The sequence below is a fragment of the Cupriavidus taiwanensis genome (assembly GCF_900249755.1).
Classification (GTDB): Bacteria; Pseudomonadota; Gammaproteobacteria; order Burkholderiales; family Burkholderiaceae; genus Cupriavidus; species Cupriavidus taiwanensis_D.
In genome coordinates, this window is record NZ_LT976854.1 from 1,327,567 (window position 1) to 1,343,454 (window position 15,888).

General features: G+C 71.0%; 16 protein-coding genes and 1 pseudogene. 9 read left to right on the top strand and 8 right to left on the bottom strand.

What is annotated here, in order from left to right:
- Positions 1–3 precede the first annotated feature (3 nt).
- The 3 genes from CBM2594_RS21660 to CBM2594_RS21670 form a co-directional block, all read right to left on the bottom strand.
- Positions 4–414 carry a VOC family protein gene (locus tag CBM2594_RS21660; protein WP_116359719.1) on the bottom strand — a complete coding sequence of 137 codons (411 nt, stop codon included), beginning with the start codon at positions 412–414 and terminating at the stop codon, positions 4–6.
- Positions 415–554: 140 nt separating this feature from the next.
- Positions 555–2,018, bottom strand: coding sequence for a heavy metal sensor histidine kinase (locus tag CBM2594_RS21665; protein WP_116358821.1), 1,464 nt, complete (start codon positions 2,016–2,018; stop codon positions 555–557).
- Positions 2,015–2,704: a heavy metal response regulator transcription factor gene (locus CBM2594_RS21670; RefSeq protein ID WP_116358822.1), complete on the bottom strand. Its 690-nt coding sequence runs from the start codon at positions 2,702–2,704 to the stop codon at positions 2,015–2,017. Before CBM2594_RS21670 ends, CBM2594_RS21665 begins: the two co-directional genes overlap by 4 nt.
- A 208-nt stretch (positions 2,705–2,912) precedes the next feature.
- Between CBM2594_RS21670 and CBM2594_RS21675 the strand changes: the two genes are divergently transcribed.
- The gene (locus CBM2594_RS21675; RefSeq protein WP_116358823.1) at positions 2,913–3,344 is read left to right on the top strand and encodes a hypothetical protein; all 432 of its coding nucleotides are present in this window, start codon (positions 2,913–2,915) and stop codon (positions 3,342–3,344) included.
- A 20-nt stretch (positions 3,345–3,364) separates the two neighbouring features.
- Here CBM2594_RS21675 and CBM2594_RS21680 read toward each other — a convergent pair whose 3' ends face one another.
- Positions 3,365–3,670: an H-NS family nucleoid-associated regulatory protein gene (locus CBM2594_RS21680; protein ID WP_116358824.1), complete on the bottom strand. Its 306-nt coding sequence runs from the start codon at positions 3,668–3,670 to the stop codon at positions 3,365–3,367.
- 251 nt (positions 3,671–3,921) lie between these two features.
- On the opposite strand from CBM2594_RS21680, the gene CBM2594_RS21685 reads away from it, so the two are divergent.
- Positions 3,922–4,197 carry a hydroxyquinol 1,2-dioxygenase gene (locus tag CBM2594_RS21685; protein WP_116358825.1) on the top strand — a complete coding sequence of 92 codons (276 nt, stop codon included), beginning with the start codon at positions 3,922–3,924 and terminating at the stop codon, positions 4,195–4,197.
- A gap of 66 nt (positions 4,198–4,263) precedes the next feature.
- Here CBM2594_RS21685 and CBM2594_RS21690 read toward each other — a convergent pair whose 3' ends face one another.
- Positions 4,264–5,136, bottom strand: coding sequence for a 3-keto-5-aminohexanoate cleavage protein (locus tag CBM2594_RS21690; RefSeq protein WP_116358826.1), 873 nt, complete (start codon positions 5,134–5,136; stop codon positions 4,264–4,266).
- Complete coding sequence (locus tag CBM2594_RS21695; RefSeq protein WP_116358827.1) at positions 5,133–6,116, bottom strand: 3-hydroxyacyl-CoA dehydrogenase family protein; 984 nt, start codon at positions 6,114–6,116, stop codon at positions 5,133–5,135. The genes CBM2594_RS21690 and CBM2594_RS21695 overlap by 4 nt, the downstream gene beginning before the upstream one ends.
- A gap of 134 nt (positions 6,117–6,250) precedes the next feature.
- Between CBM2594_RS21695 and CBM2594_RS21700 the strand changes: the two genes are divergently transcribed.
- The 4 genes and pseudogenes from CBM2594_RS21700 (at position 6,251) to CBM2594_RS21715 (ending at position 10,981) form a co-directional block, all read left to right on the top strand.
- Complete coding sequence (locus CBM2594_RS21700) at positions 6,251–7,198, top strand: LysR family transcriptional regulator (RefSeq protein WP_116358828.1); 948 nt, start codon at positions 6,251–6,253, stop codon at positions 7,196–7,198.
- A complete protein-coding gene (locus CBM2594_RS21705; protein ID WP_116358829.1) occupies positions 7,195–9,489 on the top strand; it encodes a cation:proton antiporter in 2,295 nt (764 codons plus the stop codon). Before CBM2594_RS21700 ends, CBM2594_RS21705 begins: the two co-directional genes overlap by 4 nt.
- A 277-nt stretch (positions 9,490–9,766) precedes the next feature.
- A pseudogene (locus tag CBM2594_RS21710) lies at positions 9,767–10,654 on the top strand (NAD(P)-dependent oxidoreductase); the annotation flags it as partial.
- A 150-nt stretch (positions 10,655–10,804) separates the two neighbouring features.
- The gene (locus tag CBM2594_RS21715; protein WP_116358831.1) at positions 10,805–10,981 is read left to right on the top strand and encodes a glycine zipper 2TM domain-containing protein; all 177 of its coding nucleotides are present in this window, start codon (positions 10,805–10,807) and stop codon (positions 10,979–10,981) included.
- 62 nt (positions 10,982–11,043) lie between these two features.
- Here CBM2594_RS21715 and CBM2594_RS21720 read toward each other — a convergent pair whose 3' ends face one another.
- Together CBM2594_RS21720 and CBM2594_RS21725 are read right to left on the bottom strand one after the other, a co-directional pair.
- Positions 11,044–11,862 carry a glycosyltransferase family 2 protein gene (locus tag CBM2594_RS21720; protein WP_116358832.1) on the bottom strand — a complete coding sequence of 273 codons (819 nt, stop codon included), beginning with the start codon at positions 11,860–11,862 and terminating at the stop codon, positions 11,044–11,046.
- A gap of 39 nt (positions 11,863–11,901) precedes the next feature.
- Positions 11,902–12,162, bottom strand: a complete 261-nt coding sequence (locus CBM2594_RS21725) for a phosphopantetheine-binding protein (RefSeq protein WP_116358833.1) — start codon at positions 12,160–12,162, stop codon at positions 11,902–11,904.
- 265 nt (positions 12,163–12,427) lie between these two features.
- Here CBM2594_RS21725 and CBM2594_RS21730 point away from each other — a divergent pair, with 265 nt between their 5' ends.
- Genes CBM2594_RS21730 through CBM2594_RS21740 form a run of 3 tightly spaced genes read left to right on the top strand, consistent with a single transcriptional unit; the run spans position 12,428 to position 15,885 of the window.
- A complete protein-coding gene (locus tag CBM2594_RS21730) occupies positions 12,428–13,162 on the top strand; it encodes an acyl carrier protein (RefSeq protein ID WP_116358834.1) in 735 nt (244 codons plus the stop codon).
- A gap of 51 nt (positions 13,163–13,213) precedes the next feature.
- Positions 13,214–14,917: an AMP-binding protein gene (locus CBM2594_RS21735; RefSeq protein ID WP_116358835.1), complete on the top strand. Its 1,704-nt coding sequence runs from the start codon at positions 13,214–13,216 to the stop codon at positions 14,915–14,917.
- Complete coding sequence (locus CBM2594_RS21740; RefSeq protein ID WP_116358836.1) at positions 14,911–15,885, top strand: LpxL/LpxP family acyltransferase; 975 nt, start codon at positions 14,911–14,913, stop codon at positions 15,883–15,885. Before CBM2594_RS21735 ends, CBM2594_RS21740 begins: the two co-directional genes overlap by 7 nt.
- Positions 15,886–15,888: the final 3 nt, after the last annotated feature.

Here is a 15,888-nt window from a genome sequence, read left to right on the forward strand (position 1 = left end):
CCGCTAGTGCTCGCAGTTGACCATCCACGACATGCCGAAGCGGTCCACCAGCATGCCGAAGCCTTCGGCCCAGAAGGTCTTCTGGTACGGCACCACCACCTGGCCGCCCTCGCTCAGGCCTTCGAAGATGCGCCGGCCCTCGTCGCGGCTGACCCCGCCGACCGACAGGCTGAAGCCGCTGAAGGCCGGGCGCTCTCCGGGACGGCCATCGGAGGCCATCACCTGGTTCTCGCCAATCTGGAGGTTGGCGTGCATCACCTTGTCTTTCCAGTCATCGGGCACCGCCATGCCCTGGTCCGGCGGCGCTTCCTTGTAGCGCATCGCAAACGTGACCTGCGCACCCAGCACCTTGCCGTAAAAGGCCACCGCCTCGTCGAAGCGGCCGCCGAAATCCAGATAGGGTTGCACCTGCATGTTGCTCTCCTGGTTGTCCATCGGGTTGCATGACCTCGAACCGCCGGGCGCTCCGGCGCCGGACGCGCCCGGTACGCGCCCGGTACGCGCCCGGTACGCGCGCCATTATGCGCGCGCGCGGGGCCAGTGCAAGGACGGCTTCAGGACACGGCGGCGGGGGTGGCGGCCGCCGGCACCGGCATCGGCTCGGCCGGGAACTGCAGCGTGAACACGGTCAGTCCGTCAGCGCTGCGCACCGTCACGCTGCCGCCATGCAGCCGCATGATGGTGTCGACGATGGCCAGCCCCAGCCCGGTCGATGCCGCAGAGTTGCGCCGCGACGGATCGGCACGGTAGAAGCGGCCGAAGATGTGCGGCAGCGTCTCCGGCGGAATCGCCGGGCCCGCGTTGCTGACGCGGATGCCGGTGCCGGCGCCGGTGCCGGTGCCGGACGCGGCGGCCACGCGCGCCACGTCGACCCGCACCGTGCTGCCCGCCGGCGCATGGCGCAACGCGTTGTCGAGCAGGTTGGTCACCGCGCGCCGCAGCAGCGTCTGGTCGGCCTGCACCGGGGCGGAGCCGGAGACCGTCAGCGCGACGTCGCGGTCCGCCGCCACCGCTTCGAAGTACTCGGCCATCTTGTCGAGTTCTTCACGCGCGTCGAGCGTGCGCACGTCCAGCGCCACCTGCGCGTGGTCGGCACGCGCCAGGAACAGCATGTTCTCGATCATGCGGGCCAGGCGCTCGTATTCCTCCAGGTTGGACTCGAGCAGCGCCTCATACTCGGCGGTATTGCGGCTTTGCGCCAGCGTGACCTGGGTCTGGCCGATCAGGTTGCTGATCGGCGTGCGGAAGTCGTGGGCCAGGTCGGCCGAGAACTCGGACAGCCTTGAAAAGCTGTCCTGCAGCCGCGCCAGCATGTCGTTGAGCGCGGCCGCCAGCTCGCGCAGCTCCGCCGGCGCGCTGCCGACATCGAGCCGCGTGGCCAGGCGGCTGGTGGTCACCGCGGCGGCGTCGGCGGCCATGCGCCGCAGCGGCCGCAGCGCGCGCCGCGCCAGCGCAAAGCCCAGCCCGGCCGCCACCGCGGCCCCGCACAGCGTGGCCCACAGCAGCTGGTGGCGATAGTCGCGGATCAGCGCGACGCGATAGCCGGCATCGCGCAGCACCACGATTTCCACGGCCTTGTCCGAGTCGCCCAGCTGGCCGAGCGCGGCAATGCCGCGCGAGGGCACGCCGTTCCTGGGGCGCCAGGTCTGCAGCATGCTTTTCTCGGGCTGCGTGGTGGCCGGCAGCACGCGCAGCGGCGGCACGGTCTCGTTGCGCGGGTTCAGCGTGACCAGCGGCTCGCCCTGGCGCGTGCGCACCACCAGGATCAGGCCCTCGTGGCCCATCGCGATATCGGCAAAGCGGTGGGTATCGGCACGGATCTCGGCTTCGCTGCGCACCTCGCGCAGCAGGTGGCGCACCAGCAGCACCTCGCCCACCAGCTCGCTTTCATCGCGTCCTTCGAGCTGGGCCGACAGCGCGCTCGACAGGTACGCCGCCACGCTGGCCAGGATCGCCGCGGTGGCCAGCCCGTACGCCAGCGCCAGCCGCGTGGTGAGCGAAGACGGCAGCCGCATCATGCGTCGTGCACCCGCTCATCGCCGTCGTCCAGCACATAGCCCATGCCGCGGCGCGTATGAATCAGCTTGCGCGGGAACGGGTCGTCGACCTTGGCGCGCAGGCGCCGGATCGACACGTCGACCACATTGGTGTTGCTGTCGAAATTGACGTCCCACACCTGCGAGGCGATCAGCGAGCGCGACAGCACTTCACCGCGCCGGCGCGCCAGCAGGTACAGCAGCGCGAACTCCTTCGAGGTCAGGTCGATCTTCTGGCCGGCGCGCACCACGCGGCGGCGGATGGCATCGATCTGCAGGTCGGCCACTTCGATGAACTCGCTCTCGCGCAGCGGCCCGCGGCGCAGGATGGTGCGGATGCGCAGCACCAGCTCGGCAAAGGCGAAGGGCTTGACCATGTAGTCGTCGGCGCCGAGCTCCAGGCCCTTGAGGCGGTCCGACAATTCATCGCGCGCGGTCAGGAACAGCACCGGCGTGTCGCGCTCGCGGCGCAGTTCGCGCAGCACCTCCCAGCCATCCAGGCCAGGCAGCATCACGTCCAGCACGATCAGGTCATAGGGATGCTCGCGCGCGTGGGCCAGGCCGTCCGCGCCGTCGCGCGCCAGGTCCACCACGAAGCCGGATTCGGTCAGCCCCTTGTGCAGGTAGTCGCCCGCCTTGGGTTCGTCCTCGACAATCAGGATACGCATGATTCAGTCACTTTCCGGCGGCCCAGTGCCGCCATGGCGTAACGCTAGCCGAGGATGGCGGCAAATGGGTAAAGATTGCAGAAATGTCATCGCCATGCCAGCGCGTTGCCACGGCATGGCCAGGCAAAACACCGGTAGAATGCGCGCTCACCTCCCCTGCGCGCGACTACTCGCGCGCATCGTCTTCCATTCTGCCGGTTTCGCTGCGATGAAACGCCTGTCTAGCTCCTTGTTGCTGTCTCTTGCCCTGCTTGCGCTGCCCGCTGCGGGCACTGCCGCGGCGGCAACCCCGCTGTGCGGCGCGGTGCAGGCGGCTGGCCTGTCGCTGCCGGACCGGCATGTCGCGGCCAAGCTGGCGGCGGAAGCGTCGCTGGACGGCGACGCAGGTTGCGGCAGCGCCGTGCGCGTGATGGCCGAGCCGGCCGGCGACGGCGCGCCATTGCAGCTGGGCGAGCCGGATGCGCCCCAGGACAGCACCGCTGACACCGCCTTGCCGCCCGCCGCTTCGAACGTGCTGCGCGAGCTTCCCGCCGAGGTGTTCGTGCACCGCGCGCATGTGGCGCCGATGGCCACGCCGGCGGCATTCACCGGCATCCTGCCGATGCTGCCCGTCTTGCGGCTGCTGCCCACGCACTGCTGAGCGCGCGGCTCAGGCGGGACTTAATCGACGCGGAAGAATTCGATCGACTGCCCGGCGTTGACCGCCCGCTGCAGCCAGTCAGGATACTCGCCCTGCCCGTCCCAGCTCTGCCCCAGGGCATTGCGGTACAGCGGACGCGCGCCCGCGGCCTTCGGCGCCGCGGCGGGGACCGCCGCTGGGGCAGGTTCGTCGGCGCCCGCGGACGAAACCGGAACGTAGTCGAAGCATCCGGCCTCGACGAGGTCGTCGAGGGTCAGGGCATGACGGTCCATTTGCTCGCGGATCCACGCCACCGCAGCGAGTTTGGCTGAATCAGACTCGGACATGACTCTTGTGAGAGGCCCGCTGCATTTCCGCGGGCAATGAAAAACCGGCGATGGAACCGCAGGCCGGTCGGACAGCCATGATTCTACAGCCTTTGCCCGGCGGCAGCGTCTGCGGCGTGCATGCAGTGCCGGCTACGGCGCGCCGGATGACGCCAATGTCATGTTGCGGTCATGCTCGTGTGGGTGGGCGCCTCCTAGACTAGCCACACCGCCGCCCATCCCGGGCCGGCAACCTTACGGAGAAGCGATCCATGCATGCACTCAGGCAAGTCTTTGTCGCCACCGCCCTTATTGCCGGCGTTGCCGGCGCCGCGCAAGCCGCGCCACGCAGCGTCGATCCGTTCAGCGATGGCGCGCACAGCGTGACCAGCTCGCGCAGCCCGTTCACCGACGGTGCCAACGCCGCCACCGGCACGCGCAGCAGCTTTACCGACGGCGCGCACACCGCAACCGGCGCGCGCAATCCGTTCGCCGATGGTGCCCACAATCCCAACGGCCCGCGCGACAGCTTCAGCGACGGCGCCTGATGGTGCCGCGCCAGCGCGCCTGACTCAGCGCACCTGACTCAACGCGGCTGACCCGGCCCGCCTGACTCAGCGCACCTCGCCGTAGATGCGGCGCGCATCGGCCGCATCCGCGATCGGCCGCCCCAGCGTCAGCCCGCCCTGCACCGCCTGCGCCACCAGCGCATGGTTGCCGGGCGCACGGCTGCCGTCGCGCAACAGCAGGTTGTTCTCGAAGCCCACCCGCACATGGCCGCCAAACGCGGCCGCCGCGGTGACGCAGGCATTTTCCTCGCGCCCGAACGCGCAGATGGCCCACGGCAGCGCATCGCCGCCCTCGGCCGCCTGCAGGAACGGCAGCAGGTCGTGCGGCGACGACACCTGTCCCGCCGAATAGCGTCCCAGCACATACAGCACCGACCACGCGCCCGGCGGCACCATGCCGCGCTCGCGCATGCGCTGCCAGCGCCGTACGTCGGCCGCGTCGTACAGGATCACCTGCGTCAGCACGCGTTCGCGCGCCAGCCAGGCGAAGAACGCCGCCAGCTCGCTGTCCGCGATCTCGGGAACCGCCACCTCGCGCAGGCCGACCGAGACCGCCTCGGGGCGCAGCGCGCGCACCATCGCCATCTGCTCGGCGGCCTGGTACACGCCGGCGGCCTCGCTGGTCACCTGCACCAGCAGCGCGTCGCCCACCGCCTGCCTGACCGCCGCCAGGGCGTCGCGGTAGGTCTGCACATCAAGCGAATGGCGGCCCTCGGCGTCGCGCACGTGCATGTGCATCATGGCGGCGCCGGCATCGAGGCAGGCACGCGCTTCCGCCGCCAGCGCCGCGGCGGTCAGCGGCACCGCGGGATGGTCGCTGGCGCGCTTGTAGGCGCCGTTGGGCGCCACGGTGACGATCAGCGGCGAATCGGCCAGCGCCGCGCGCTGCGGGCCAGCCTGGGATGGGGTGGGGTTCATGGTTCGATCTCGGGTAGTTCGGGGGCAATCAGCGCCAGGCCGGCGCGCAGCAGGTGGTCATAGCGCGCGCGCTCGGCGGCGATCGTGTCAGGCGTCCACGCATAGAAGCCTTCGCCGCGTTTCATGCCGTGGCGGCCGTCGGCGGCGCGCTCGGACAGGCAGCGCGCGGGATGGTCGTCGTTGCAGAAGGTCGGGTACATGGTGGCGCCGGCCGCGGCATGCACGTCGATGCCGGCGTGGTCGCGCTGCAGCACCGGCCCCGCCGCCAGGAAGCGGAAGCCGAAGCCGAAGCGCACCGCCGCATCGACGTCCTCGGGCGAGGCAATGCCGCGGTCGATCAGGCTGAAGGCCTCGCGCGACAGCGCATGCTGGAGCCGGTTGGCGAGGAAGCCCGGCAGGTCCTTGCGCACCTTCACGGCCACCATGCCGCAGCGGCGCATGAAGGCAGCCAGCGCGTCGGCGCAGCTTTCTTCGCTGGCATCGCCCATCACCACCTCCACCAGCGGCACCAGGTGCGCCGGCATGAAGAAATGCAGGCCGAGCATGCGCGCACGCGTGGCGAGTCCTGCGCCGATCGCGCTGATCGGGAAGCTGGAGCTGTTGCTGGCCAGCACCGTGTCCGGGCGCGCGCGCGTCACCAGTTCGGCAAAGAGCGCCTGCTTCAGCGCCAGTTGCTCGGGAATGCATTCGATCACCAGGTCGACCGATGACCAGTCCACGGCGTCGAGCGTCGCGGCCACTGTGAGCCGCTCCGCGCCGGCTTCGCGGCCGATCGCTGCGAGGTTGGCGCGCACGCGTGCTGGCAATCCGCCGGCGCGCCCGGCATCGGGTTCGACGACGGTGGTGCGGCACAGCGCACGGGTCAGCACCACGGCGACATCGGCGCCCATGGTGCCGCCGCCCACCACCACGGCATGGGCGGCGCCCGGCCGGCTCAGGATGGCGGGCGTGGAGGCTGGGCTGGGGCTGGCGTTCGGCATGGTTTCTCCTGGCATCGCGCCAGTGTAGAGAATCCGCTTTGATTGAAGAAGTCGAATCTCTGGATAAAATGATCGCCAAACCAGATCAATCGCCTTGACAGTCCGGCCACGCATGCGGCCGGACCGCTTCTGCCATGCACATCAACCTGTCGATGCGCGACATCGAAACCACGCTGGTGCTGGGCCGCACGCTGAACTTCCGCCAGGCCGCCGGCCAGCTGCACCTGTCGCAATCCGCGCTGTCCACGCAGATCCTGCGCATCGAGGAAGCGCTGGGCGTGCGCCTGTTCGACCGCACCACCCGCACCGTGCGCCTGACCGCGGCGGGCCAGGTCTTCATGCAGCAGGCCGCGCTGCTGCAGGCGGCGTTCCGCGGCGCCATCGACGCCGTGACCGGCATCGCCAGCGCCGAGCGCGGCCAGGTGGCGGTGGCCGCGCTGCCGTCGCTGGCGGCGCGGGTGCTGCCGCGCGTGCTGATGGCCTACCACCAGGCACGGCCCGAGGTGGCGCTGAAGGTGTTCGATACCCTGTCCGGGCCGGCTTTCGACCTGGTCCGCGCCGGCGATGTGGATTTCGCGCTGACCGCCGCCAACCCGCAGCAGGCCGACCTGCACTACGAGCCGTTGCTGTCGGACCGCTTCGTGCTGCTGATCCCGTCTGCGCACCCGCTGGCGCGCAGCCCCGGCCCGCTGCGCTGGGCCGATACCGCCGACGCGCCGCATGTGTCGATGACCCATCCCAGCAGCGTGCGCCAGTACGCGGAGTGGGCCTTCCTGCAGAACCGCATCCGCTTCCAGCCGGTGTTCGAGGCCGAACGCCTGGCCACCATCGCCGCCATGGTCGAATGCGGCTTCGGCGTGGCCGCGCTGCCGGAAATCGCGGCGGGCACCGTGCGCCAGCCCGGCATCGTCGAACGGCTGCTGACCGCGCCGGTCACCGAGCGCTCGATCGGCCTGGTCACCGCGCGCAACCGCAGCCTGTCGCCGGCGGCGGCCGAACTGGCCGCGGCCGTGCGCGCGCGGCTGGCGAGCCCGCCGCTGGTAACGCCGACGGCGGCGGCGGCACCGGAGGCCGGCGCATGAGCATCATCGTCGATATCCTGGTGCTGGCCGGCGCGCTGCTGGCCATCGTCGCCGTGGTGCAGGTGGCCGCGGCACGGCTGGTGCTGCCGGAATCCACGCTGCTGTCGGCCATCGGCATTGCCATCGGCGCGGGCTATGTCGCCATCGACGCGGCCCACCCCGACTTTGCCTACCACTTCCTGCATCCGCTGATCGACCCGGCCCTGCCGCCCGAGGCCTACCTGTGGATCTTCCTGCCGCCGCTGCTGTTCCACGCCGCGCTGACCGCCGACGTGCGCAGCATGCTGCCGGACGCGGCGCCGATCCTGCTGCTGGCGGTGGTGGCCGTGGTGGTCGCCACCGGTGTGATCGGCGTGGCCACGGCGGCGGCCAGCGGCATGCCGCTGGCGGTGTGCCTGCTGCTGGGCGCGGTGGTCGCCACCACCGACCCGGCCGCGGTGATCGCGATCTTCCGCGACGTGGGCGCGCCGGCGCGGCTGATCCGGCTGGTGGAGGGCGAAAGCCTGCTCAACGACGCCGCCGCGATCGCCATCGTCGGCGTGCTGGTGGCGATGCTGACCGGCCATGGCGCGCAGGCGACGCTGGCGGCGGGCCTGCGCGAACTGGCGTGGGCCTTTGTCGGCGGGGTGCTGTGCGGCGCGCTGGCCGGCCGGCTGGTGTCGGACCTGCTGCCACGGCTGGCCGGCCTGGCCATGGCGGAAAGCGCGCTGACGCTGGCGCTGCCCTACCCGCTCTACCTGCTGGCCGAGCAGTTGCTGGGCGTGTCGGGCGTGGTCGCCGTGGTGTGCGCGGGCCTGATGGTCAGCGCGCTGGGGCCCACGCGGCTGGCGCCGGCCAACTGGCGCCACCTGCGCATGATGTGGGAGCAGTTCGCCGGGATTGCCGGCGCGGTGGTGTTCCTGCTGGCCGCCGTGCGCGTGCCGTCGATGCTGGCAGGCGTGACCGGCCATCATGGCTGGCTGCTGCTGGCACTGGTGGTAGCGGCGCTGGCGGCGCGGCTGGCGACGCTGTTCGGGCTGCTGCCGCTGCTGTCGTGGCTGCGGCTGAGCGCGCCCATCGACGGCGCCTTCAAGCTGGCCATCGCCTGGGGCGGGCTGCGCGGCGCGGTGACGCTGGTGCTGGCGCTGGGCATCGCCGAGAACAGCGACCTGCCCTACGAAACGCGGCATTTTGTCGCCATCCTGGCGACCGGCTTCGTGCTGGTAAGCCTGCTGCTCAACGGCACCACGCTGCGCGCGCTGATCCACCGGCTCGGCCTGGACCAGCTTTCGCCGCAGGAGCGGGCGCTGCAGCTGCAGGCAATCCGCCTGTCCACCGAAGAAGTCGAGGCGATGCTGGCGCGCGTGGCCGATTCGTTCGACCTGCCCCCTGCCATCGCGCGCGACGCGGCGCAGCAATACCGGCGCGGCATCGAGCTGGGTTCGGCGGAATTCGATTTCGACACCGCGCTGTCCGAACGCGACCGGCTCAGCATCGGCCTGGTCACGCTGGCCACGCGCGAGCGCGAGCTGATTCCCGAGTACGGCGACGGCGTGATCTCGGTGGCCAACCTCGACGCGATGATGCGCAACACCGCGCAGATGATCGACGCGGCGCGCGAGCAGGGGCGCATCGGCTACAACCGCGCGGCGCGGCATATCCTGGACTATCACCTGGGCTTCAAGGTGGCGCTGTTCCTGCACCGCCGGCTCGGCATCGACCGCCCGCTGGCGCGCGCGCTGGCCGACCGCTTCGAGCTGCTGATCTGCCGCCAGACCGTGCTGGACCGGCTGCGCCGCTACAACCGCTCGATGCTGACGCCGGTGTTCGGCGCGCGCATGGCGACGGTGCTCGACGGGGTGCTGGAAGACCGCTCGCAGGCGGCCGCGGCAGGCCTGGCCGACATGCGCGCGAGATTCGGCGACTATACCGAGGCGCTGGAGCGGCGCCTGCTGATGCTGTTCGCGCTGCGGCGGGGCAAGTTGTCGCTGGAAACGATGCGCGAAGAGGCGGTGATTTCGAAGGAAGCGTTCAACCAGATCGCCCAGGTGATCCAGCAGGCGTGGAACGCCAGCCTGGTACGCCCGCCCCTGCGCGGCGTGACGGAACAGGCGGGCGGGCCCGGCGCCGTGCCGGACCCGCAAGGAAAGGCGTCAGGAGGGGTCCTTGGTGCGGGTACGCGAGACGGCCGCCATGATGCCGATACCGAGCACGATCAGGCAGGCAATGCCGATATAGACCGGCGCCAGCCCGGCCGTCGACAGGCCCCAGGCAATGCCGCCCACCAGGACCAGCAGGCCGATGAGATATAGCGCGAATGACATGAGTCGGCTCCTTCGGAGGTGCAACCTGAGTTCAATGTAGGCAGCGTGCGCGCCCCGAGGGATAGGACAAGGGCGGATGCTGGCGTAGGCGGGTTCTGACCCGCCTGTGACTTGTCAGGACCTCCACACGCCGCGCTGGCTGTCATGCCCCGCCGCCGGCGGCTCTGTATCTGTCCGGGGCGCCACCCGGGCCGTATACTCCCCGGACCAGCGTCGCGGGACCCGCGCGGCGCTTCACCGATCCCGAACATCAAACAAGCAACGGAGCAGCAGCATGCGTGTCGCATTCCTCGGACTGGGCGTCATGGGTTTTCATATGGCCGGCCACCTCGCCGCCAAAGGCCACGAGGTCACGGTCTATAACCGCACCGCCGCCAAGGCCCAGGCCTGGGTGGAACGGTTCGGCGGCAAGGCCGCCGCCACCCCCGCGCAGGCCGTGCGCGAGGCGCAGGTGGTCTGCTCCTGCGTCGGCAACGACGACGACCTGCGCGCGGTGCTGACCGGCCGCGACGGCGCCTTCTTCGGCGCGCCCAGCGGTTGCATCTTTGTCGACCACACCACCGCCAGCGCCAACGTCGCGCGCGAGCTCTACGCCGCGGCCGGCGAACGCGGCCTGCACTTTGTCGACGCCCCGGTCTCCGGCGGCGAAGTGGGCGCGGAAAAAGGCATCCTGACCATCATGTGCGGCGGCGACGCCGAGGCCTTTGCGCGGGCCGAGCCGGTCATCGCGGCCTATGCGCGCGCCGTAACCCGCATCGGCGAATCCGGCGCGGGGCAGCTGGCCAAGATGGTCAACCAGATCAGCATCGCCGGCCTGATCCAGGGCCTGTCCGAAGCGATCGCCTTCGGCGAGCGCGCGGGCCTGGACATGCCGCTGGTGCTCGACGTCATCAGCAAGGGCGCGGCCGGTTCCTGGCAGCTCGAGAACCGCGGCCCCACCATGCTCGACAACAAGTTCGACTTCGGCTTCGCGGTGGACTGGATGCGCAAGGACCTTGGCCTGTGCCTGGACGAAGCCCGCCGCAACGGCGCGGGCCTGCCGGTCACGGCGCTGGTGGACCAGTTCTATGCCGACCTGCAGCAGATGGGATGTGGCCGCGCGGACACCTCGTCGCTGATCAAGCGGCTGCGCCAGCACGGCGGCAAGGGCTGAGGCCACGGCCGCGCCACCCGGGCCGTCGTCCTATTCCTACAGGGCAATCGGCGCCGCACGGAAGGGCCGCGTCGCGTCACACGCCTACAGTGGACGCATGAGGGCCCTGCCCGCTGCTGTTGGCGCGCAGGCCCGGCACAGGAGAACATCATGTGGAAACTCGCAGGCGCGCTTCTGATAGGCGCAAGCATGGCGCTGGCCGGCTGTACCGCGGCGGGCGCGGTGGCCGGCGGTGTCGCCGGGCATGAACTGACCGACGGCAGTGCCGCGGGCACCATCGGCGGCGCCGTGGTGGGTGGTGTGATCGGCCACGAGCTGGGCGACTGACCGCCGAACCGCTGACGGGCAACCAGGCCGCTGCGTGCGGCCTGGTTCGTTTTCGCCTGGGTCTACGGGGTGTGACGGGCCGGCCGGCGCAAGCGGCGCCACAGCAGCAGCGGCAGGCGCACCACCAGGCCGGCCAGCAGCCGCAGGTGCATGCCGGTCAGCAGCAGGTTGTCGCGCAGGTAGCGGAAGTGAGAGACCCCGCCCTGCTGCCGATCGAAGTAGCGTACCGGGGCGTCGACGTTGACGGGGCGCACGCCGCGCCAGCACAGCCGCACCGCCACCTCCGGATCGAAATCGAAGCGCCGCATCCAGCGGCTATGCTGCATCACGGCCCGCAATGGGGCGATCGGGTAGACGCGGAAGCCGAACAGCGAATCGCCGATCCCGGCCCACAGCGTCTCCACGTCGACCCAGAAATTCGACATGCGGCGCCAGTACACCCGCTCGCGCGGGGCACTGGCGTCGAAGCGCGGGCGGCCCAGCACCATCGCGCCGGGGTCGCGCTGCGATACCGACATGAATTCCGGGATCAGGTGCGCCGGATGCTGGCCGTCGGAGTCCATCACCAGCACATGGGTGTAGCCGGCCGCCGCGGCCCGCTCGATGCCGTGCAGCACCGCGGCGCCCTTGCCCTGGTTGGCAGGCAGCACCAGCACCTGCAGCCCGGGGTCGGTGGCGGCCTGCGCCTGCAGCCACTGCGCGCTGCCGTCGGTGCTGCCGTCGACCACCACCCACACCGGGGTCCAGGCCGCGCGCGCGCCGCGCAGCACCTCATGCAGCCGTACGCCGGGGTTATAGCTGGGGATCAGCACCAGGTGGGTCGCCGAAGGCTCGGCGCCGCCTGCCACCAGCGCCGGCGCGGGCGTGGCTTGCTGCGGCATGTCGTGATCCTGTCCGGGCTGAAGGGAATGGTGGCTGGGCTAGCGCGTGCGGTGTTGCGCCAGGTAGGCGGCCAGGCTGCCCAGTGAGGTGAAGATGGTCTTGTTGTCGGGATTGTCCGAGCGCAGCTCGACGCCGTACTTGCGCGATACCAGCAGGGCGATCTCGAGAATGTCGATGGAATCCAGCCCGAAGCCCTCGCCATAGAGCGGCGTGGCGGCGTTGATGTCCTCCAGCCGCAGTTCGGCGATGTCGAGTTCGTCGAGGATCAGGCGGGCAAGTTCGGTTTCGAGTTCGGTCATGTTGCTAGATGGCTGGAACGCCGCTGCGCCGCCCGTGCCGGGGCGGGTCAATCCCGGTGTGGGCGTCGGGCACCCGAATGCTATCAAACGGGGCATTCCCGGACCAGTCGAGAGAAGTTTAGTAACAACATCAACAACCTATTGGGGAATCATGATCGCGTCCGGAGGGTCTTTTGGGGTATAAAGCGTTCGCCTCGCTTGCCGCCTGCGCCATTCCGGCGCGCCGCAGGCCAAGCGCCTTACGCAACACACCAAGCTCCACAAGATGCCTTCGAGCCAGCCCGTTGACCGCTTCCCTCCTGCCGCCGCCGGTGTCCTGCCCGCGCCGGACGCCGCCGCCCCGTCGTGGCGGCGCCATGCCTGGATCGGCGCGGTGGCGGGCTTCGTGGCCTACGAATCGGCGCTGCATCGCGCGGCCCACCAGCCGGGCGCCGAAGTGGCCGCGCTGTGGCTCGGCGCGGCGCCGTTCCTGCTGATCGGCTTTCTTGGCTGCCGCCGGCTGGCCGGGCGTATCCCCGCCCTGCTGGCGCTGCTGGCCGCGTGCGCCGCCCTGTGGCTGTGGCGCGCGCCGCTGGCCGGCCATTTCGGCTGGACCTACTACCTGCAGCACGCGGGCGCCAATGCCGCGCTGGGCGCGATGTTCGCGCTCAGCCTGCGCCGCGGCCACACCCCGCTGTGCACGCAGATCGCCACGGCCATCCATGGCACGCTGTCTGCCGCGCATGCGCGCTACACGGTGCGCGTGACCCAGGCCTGGACGCTGTTCTTCGCGGCCATGGTCGGCGTCTCGACGTTGCTGTTCGTGCTGGCGCCGGTGGCGGCCTGGTCCAGCTTCGCCAACCTGGCCACGCCGCTGCTGATCGCGCTGATGTTCGCGGGCGAGGCGGTGTACCGCCGCATCGCGTTTCCGGACATGCGCCACGGCGGCCTGCTCGACGCGGTGCATGGCTATCGCGCGCTCATGGCGGCCCGTGCAGCTCACGCCGGGTTGCCGCGCTAAGGCGCCGCCATCCGGCCCCGGCATCGCGCAAGACCAGCACAGGCTCCGTCCATGACCACGCTCCCCCTCGTTGCCCACGCCGCGCCCGACGACATCGTTGCGTGGGTGCACGGACGGCCGGTCACCGTGAGGCAGTTCCTGGCCGACGCCGCCCGCCTGGCAGCCGCGCTGCCCGCCGGCGGCCATGTGTTCAACGCCTGCAGCGACCGCTACCGCTTTACCGTCGGCCTGTGCGCGGCGCTGCTGGCGGGCAAGGCCACGCTGCTGCCGCCGTCGCACACGCCCGAGACGGTGCGCCAGCTGCTGGCGTTCGCGCCCGATGCGTTCTGCCTGCACGACCAGCCCGATGCCGTGTCCGGGATGCCGGCGCTGCACTACCACGACGGCCTGGCGGCCACTGGCGCAGACGGCCCCATCAAGATCCCGCAGATCCCGGCGGCGCAGGTCATGGCCTACGTGTTCACCTCCGGATCGACCGGCACGCCGGTGCCGCATCGCAAGACCTGGGGCGCCATGGCGCGCTGCGCGCGCGCCGCGGCGCAACGGCTCGGCCTGCTCGACGGGCGCGCCTGGACGCTGGCCGGCACGGTGCCGCCGCAGCATATGTTCGGCCTGGAAGCCACCGTGATGCTGGTGCTGCAGGGCGGCGCGGCGCTGGTGGCCGCGCCGGCGTTCTACCCGGCCGATGTCAGCGCGGCGCTGGCCGCGGTGCCGGCGCCGCGCGCGCTGGTCAGCTCGCCGGTGCACCTGCGCACGCTGGTGCAATCCGGGCTGGCCATGCCCGCGGCGGACCTGGTGCTGTGCGCCACCGCTCCGCTCGGCCGCCAGCTGGCCGCCGAGACCGAGGCGCTGTTCGCCGCGCCGCTGTGCGAAATCTACGGCAGCACCGAGACCGGCCAGCTGGCCACCCGCCGCACCGCACAGGAAGAGACGTGGACACTGGTGCCAGGGGTGCGCCTGCAAGCGCGCGCCAGCGCCACCGATGGCGATACCGAAACCTGGGCCGAGGGCGGCCATATCGAGCAGCCGGTGCCGCTGGGCGACGCGATCGTCCCGCTCGACGCGCAGCGCTTCCTGCTCCATGGGCGCAAGGCCGACCTGCTCAATATCGCCGGCAAGCGGACTTCGCTGGCTTACCTGAATCACCAGCTCACCGCCATCGACGGCGTGCGCGACGGCGCCTTCTTCATGCCCGACGACGCGCATGAAGGCGACACGCAGGGACACGTGGTGCGGCTGGTGGCCGTGGTGGTAGCCCCGGGCCAGACGCCGGCCCGGCTGCAGCAGGCGCTGCGCGAACGGATCGATCCGGCCTTCATGCCGCGGCCCCTGTACTTTGCCGAGCGCCTGCCGCGCAACGCCGCCGGCAAGCTGCCGCGCGAAGCGCTGGCCGCGCTGGTGGCAACCCTGTCCGGCGCGCAGGACCGCCCTCCCGCGCCGCCGCCGGGCTTTGTCATCGATGCCGGCCACCCGGCCATGGCCGGCCACTTCCCGGGCCATCCGATCGTGCCGGGCGTGGTGCTGCTGGACCATGCCGTGCTGGCGCTCGGGACTGCGCTGGGCCGCCCGCTTGCCGTCGCGCAGGCCAGCATGCTGAAGTTCCTGAGCCCGGTGCGCCCGGGCGAGCGCGTGGAGGTGCTGCACCAGGCCGAGCCGGCAGCCGATGGCGACCACACCATCCGCTTCACGCTGCGCAGCGCCGGGCGCGATGTCGCCAGCGGCACGCTGCAGGTACGCGGAGCCGCGCCATGCTGAGCTGGCTGTGGCGGCGCCAGGCGCCGCTGGACGCGGAATGGTCCAGCCGCGAAGAGCGCGGCAGCATCACGCTGCTGCGCGTCATGACGTGGATCTCGCTGGCGCTGGGCCGGCCCGCCGGGCGCGTGGTGCTGCGAGGCATTGCCGCCTACTTCATGCTGTTCGCGCCGGCGGCCCGCCATGCCTCGCGTGCATACCTGGACCGCGTGCTCGGACGCCCGGCCAGCTGGAGCGACGGCTACCGCCACGTGTTCACCTTCGCCTCGACCATCCACGACCGCATCTACCTGCTCAACGGCCGCTTCGACCTGTTCGACATCCGCCTGCATGGCGAGCACCTGCTCGAAGCCGCGATGGCGCGCGGGCGCGGCGCCATCCTGCTGGGCGCGCACCTGGGCAGCTTCGAGGTGGTGCGCGCGCTGGGACGGCGCCACCCGGACATGGAGGTCGCGATCACCATGTACGAAGAGAACGCGCACAAGCTCAACGACGTGCTGCAGTCGATCAACCCGGCGATGCGCCAGGACGTGATCGCGCTGGGCCGCTTCGACACCATGCTGCGCGTGCGCGACTACCTGGACCGGGGCTATATGATCGGCATGCTGGCCGACCGCACGCTGTCGCAGCGCGCCACCGACCCGGTGCAGCAATGCAGCTTCCTGGGCGCGCCGACCGGCTTCCCCACCGGCCCGCTGCGCATGGCGGCGATGCTGCGGCGGCCGGTGTTCTTCATCACCGGCCTGTACCGCGGCGGCAACCGCTACGACGTCCACTTCGTGCCGCTGGCGGACTTCACCGAGACCGCGCGCGGCCAGCGCGAAAGCGCGGTGCAGGCGGCGCTGGCTGACTACGTGCAGCTGCTGGAGCGGTTCTGCCGCAGCGCCCCGTACAACTGGTTCAACTTCTATGACTTCTGGCACGCCGGCCCGCCGCTGTCCGAGCAGCCGCCGCCGGGGAACGAGCCCTGACCC

Bases quoted from the DNA above. Each gene is read 5' to 3' on its own strand.
- CBM2594_RS21700 (WP_116358828.1), top strand. From the start codon at position 6,251: ATGCACATCAACCTGTCGATGCGCGACATCGAAACCACGCTGGTGCTG.
- CBM2594_RS21665 (WP_116358821.1), bottom strand. From the start codon at position 2,018: ATGATGCGGCTGCCGTCTTCGCTCACCACGCGGCTGGCGCTGGCGTAC.
- CBM2594_RS21735 (WP_116358835.1), top strand. From the start codon at position 13,214: ATGACCACGCTCCCCCTCGTTGCCCACGCCGCGCCCGACGACATCGTT.
- CBM2594_RS21675 (WP_116358823.1), top strand. From the start codon at position 2,913: ATGAAACGCCTGTCTAGCTCCTTGTTGCTGTCTCTTGCCCTGCTTGCG.
- CBM2594_RS21740 (WP_116358836.1), top strand. From the start codon at position 14,911: ATGCTGAGCTGGCTGTGGCGGCGCCAGGCGCCGCTGGACGCGGAATGG.
- CBM2594_RS21730 (WP_116358834.1), top strand. From the start codon at position 12,428: ATGCCTTCGAGCCAGCCCGTTGACCGCTTCCCTCCTGCCGCCGCCGGT.
- CBM2594_RS21670 (WP_116358822.1), bottom strand. From the start codon at position 2,704: ATGCGTATCCTGATTGTCGAGGACGAACCCAAGGCGGGCGACTACCTG.
- CBM2594_RS21720 (WP_116358832.1), bottom strand. From the start codon at position 11,862: ATGCCGCAGCAAGCCACGCCCGCGCCGGCGCTGGTGGCAGGCGGCGCC.
- CBM2594_RS21690 (WP_116358826.1), bottom strand. From the start codon at position 5,136: ATGAACCCCACCCCATCCCAGGCTGGCCCGCAGCGCGCGGCGCTGGCC.
- CBM2594_RS21695 (WP_116358827.1), bottom strand. From the start codon at position 6,116: ATGCCGAACGCCAGCCCCAGCCCAGCCTCCACGCCCGCCATCCTGAGC.
- CBM2594_RS21660 (WP_116359719.1), bottom strand. From the start codon at position 414: ATGCAGGTGCAACCCTATCTGGATTTCGGCGGCCGCTTCGACGAGGCG.
- CBM2594_RS21680 (WP_116358824.1), bottom strand. From the start codon at position 3,670: ATGTCCGAGTCTGATTCAGCCAAACTCGCTGCGGTGGCGTGGATCCGC.
- CBM2594_RS21685 (WP_116358825.1), top strand. From the start codon at position 3,922: ATGCATGCACTCAGGCAAGTCTTTGTCGCCACCGCCCTTATTGCCGGC.
- CBM2594_RS21705 (WP_116358829.1), top strand. From the start codon at position 7,195: ATGAGCATCATCGTCGATATCCTGGTGCTGGCCGGCGCGCTGCTGGCC.
- CBM2594_RS21725 (WP_116358833.1), bottom strand. From the start codon at position 12,162: ATGACCGAACTCGAAACCGAACTTGCCCGCCTGATCCTCGACGAACTC.
- CBM2594_RS21715 (WP_116358831.1), top strand. From the start codon at position 10,805: ATGTGGAAACTCGCAGGCGCGCTTCTGATAGGCGCAAGCATGGCGCTG.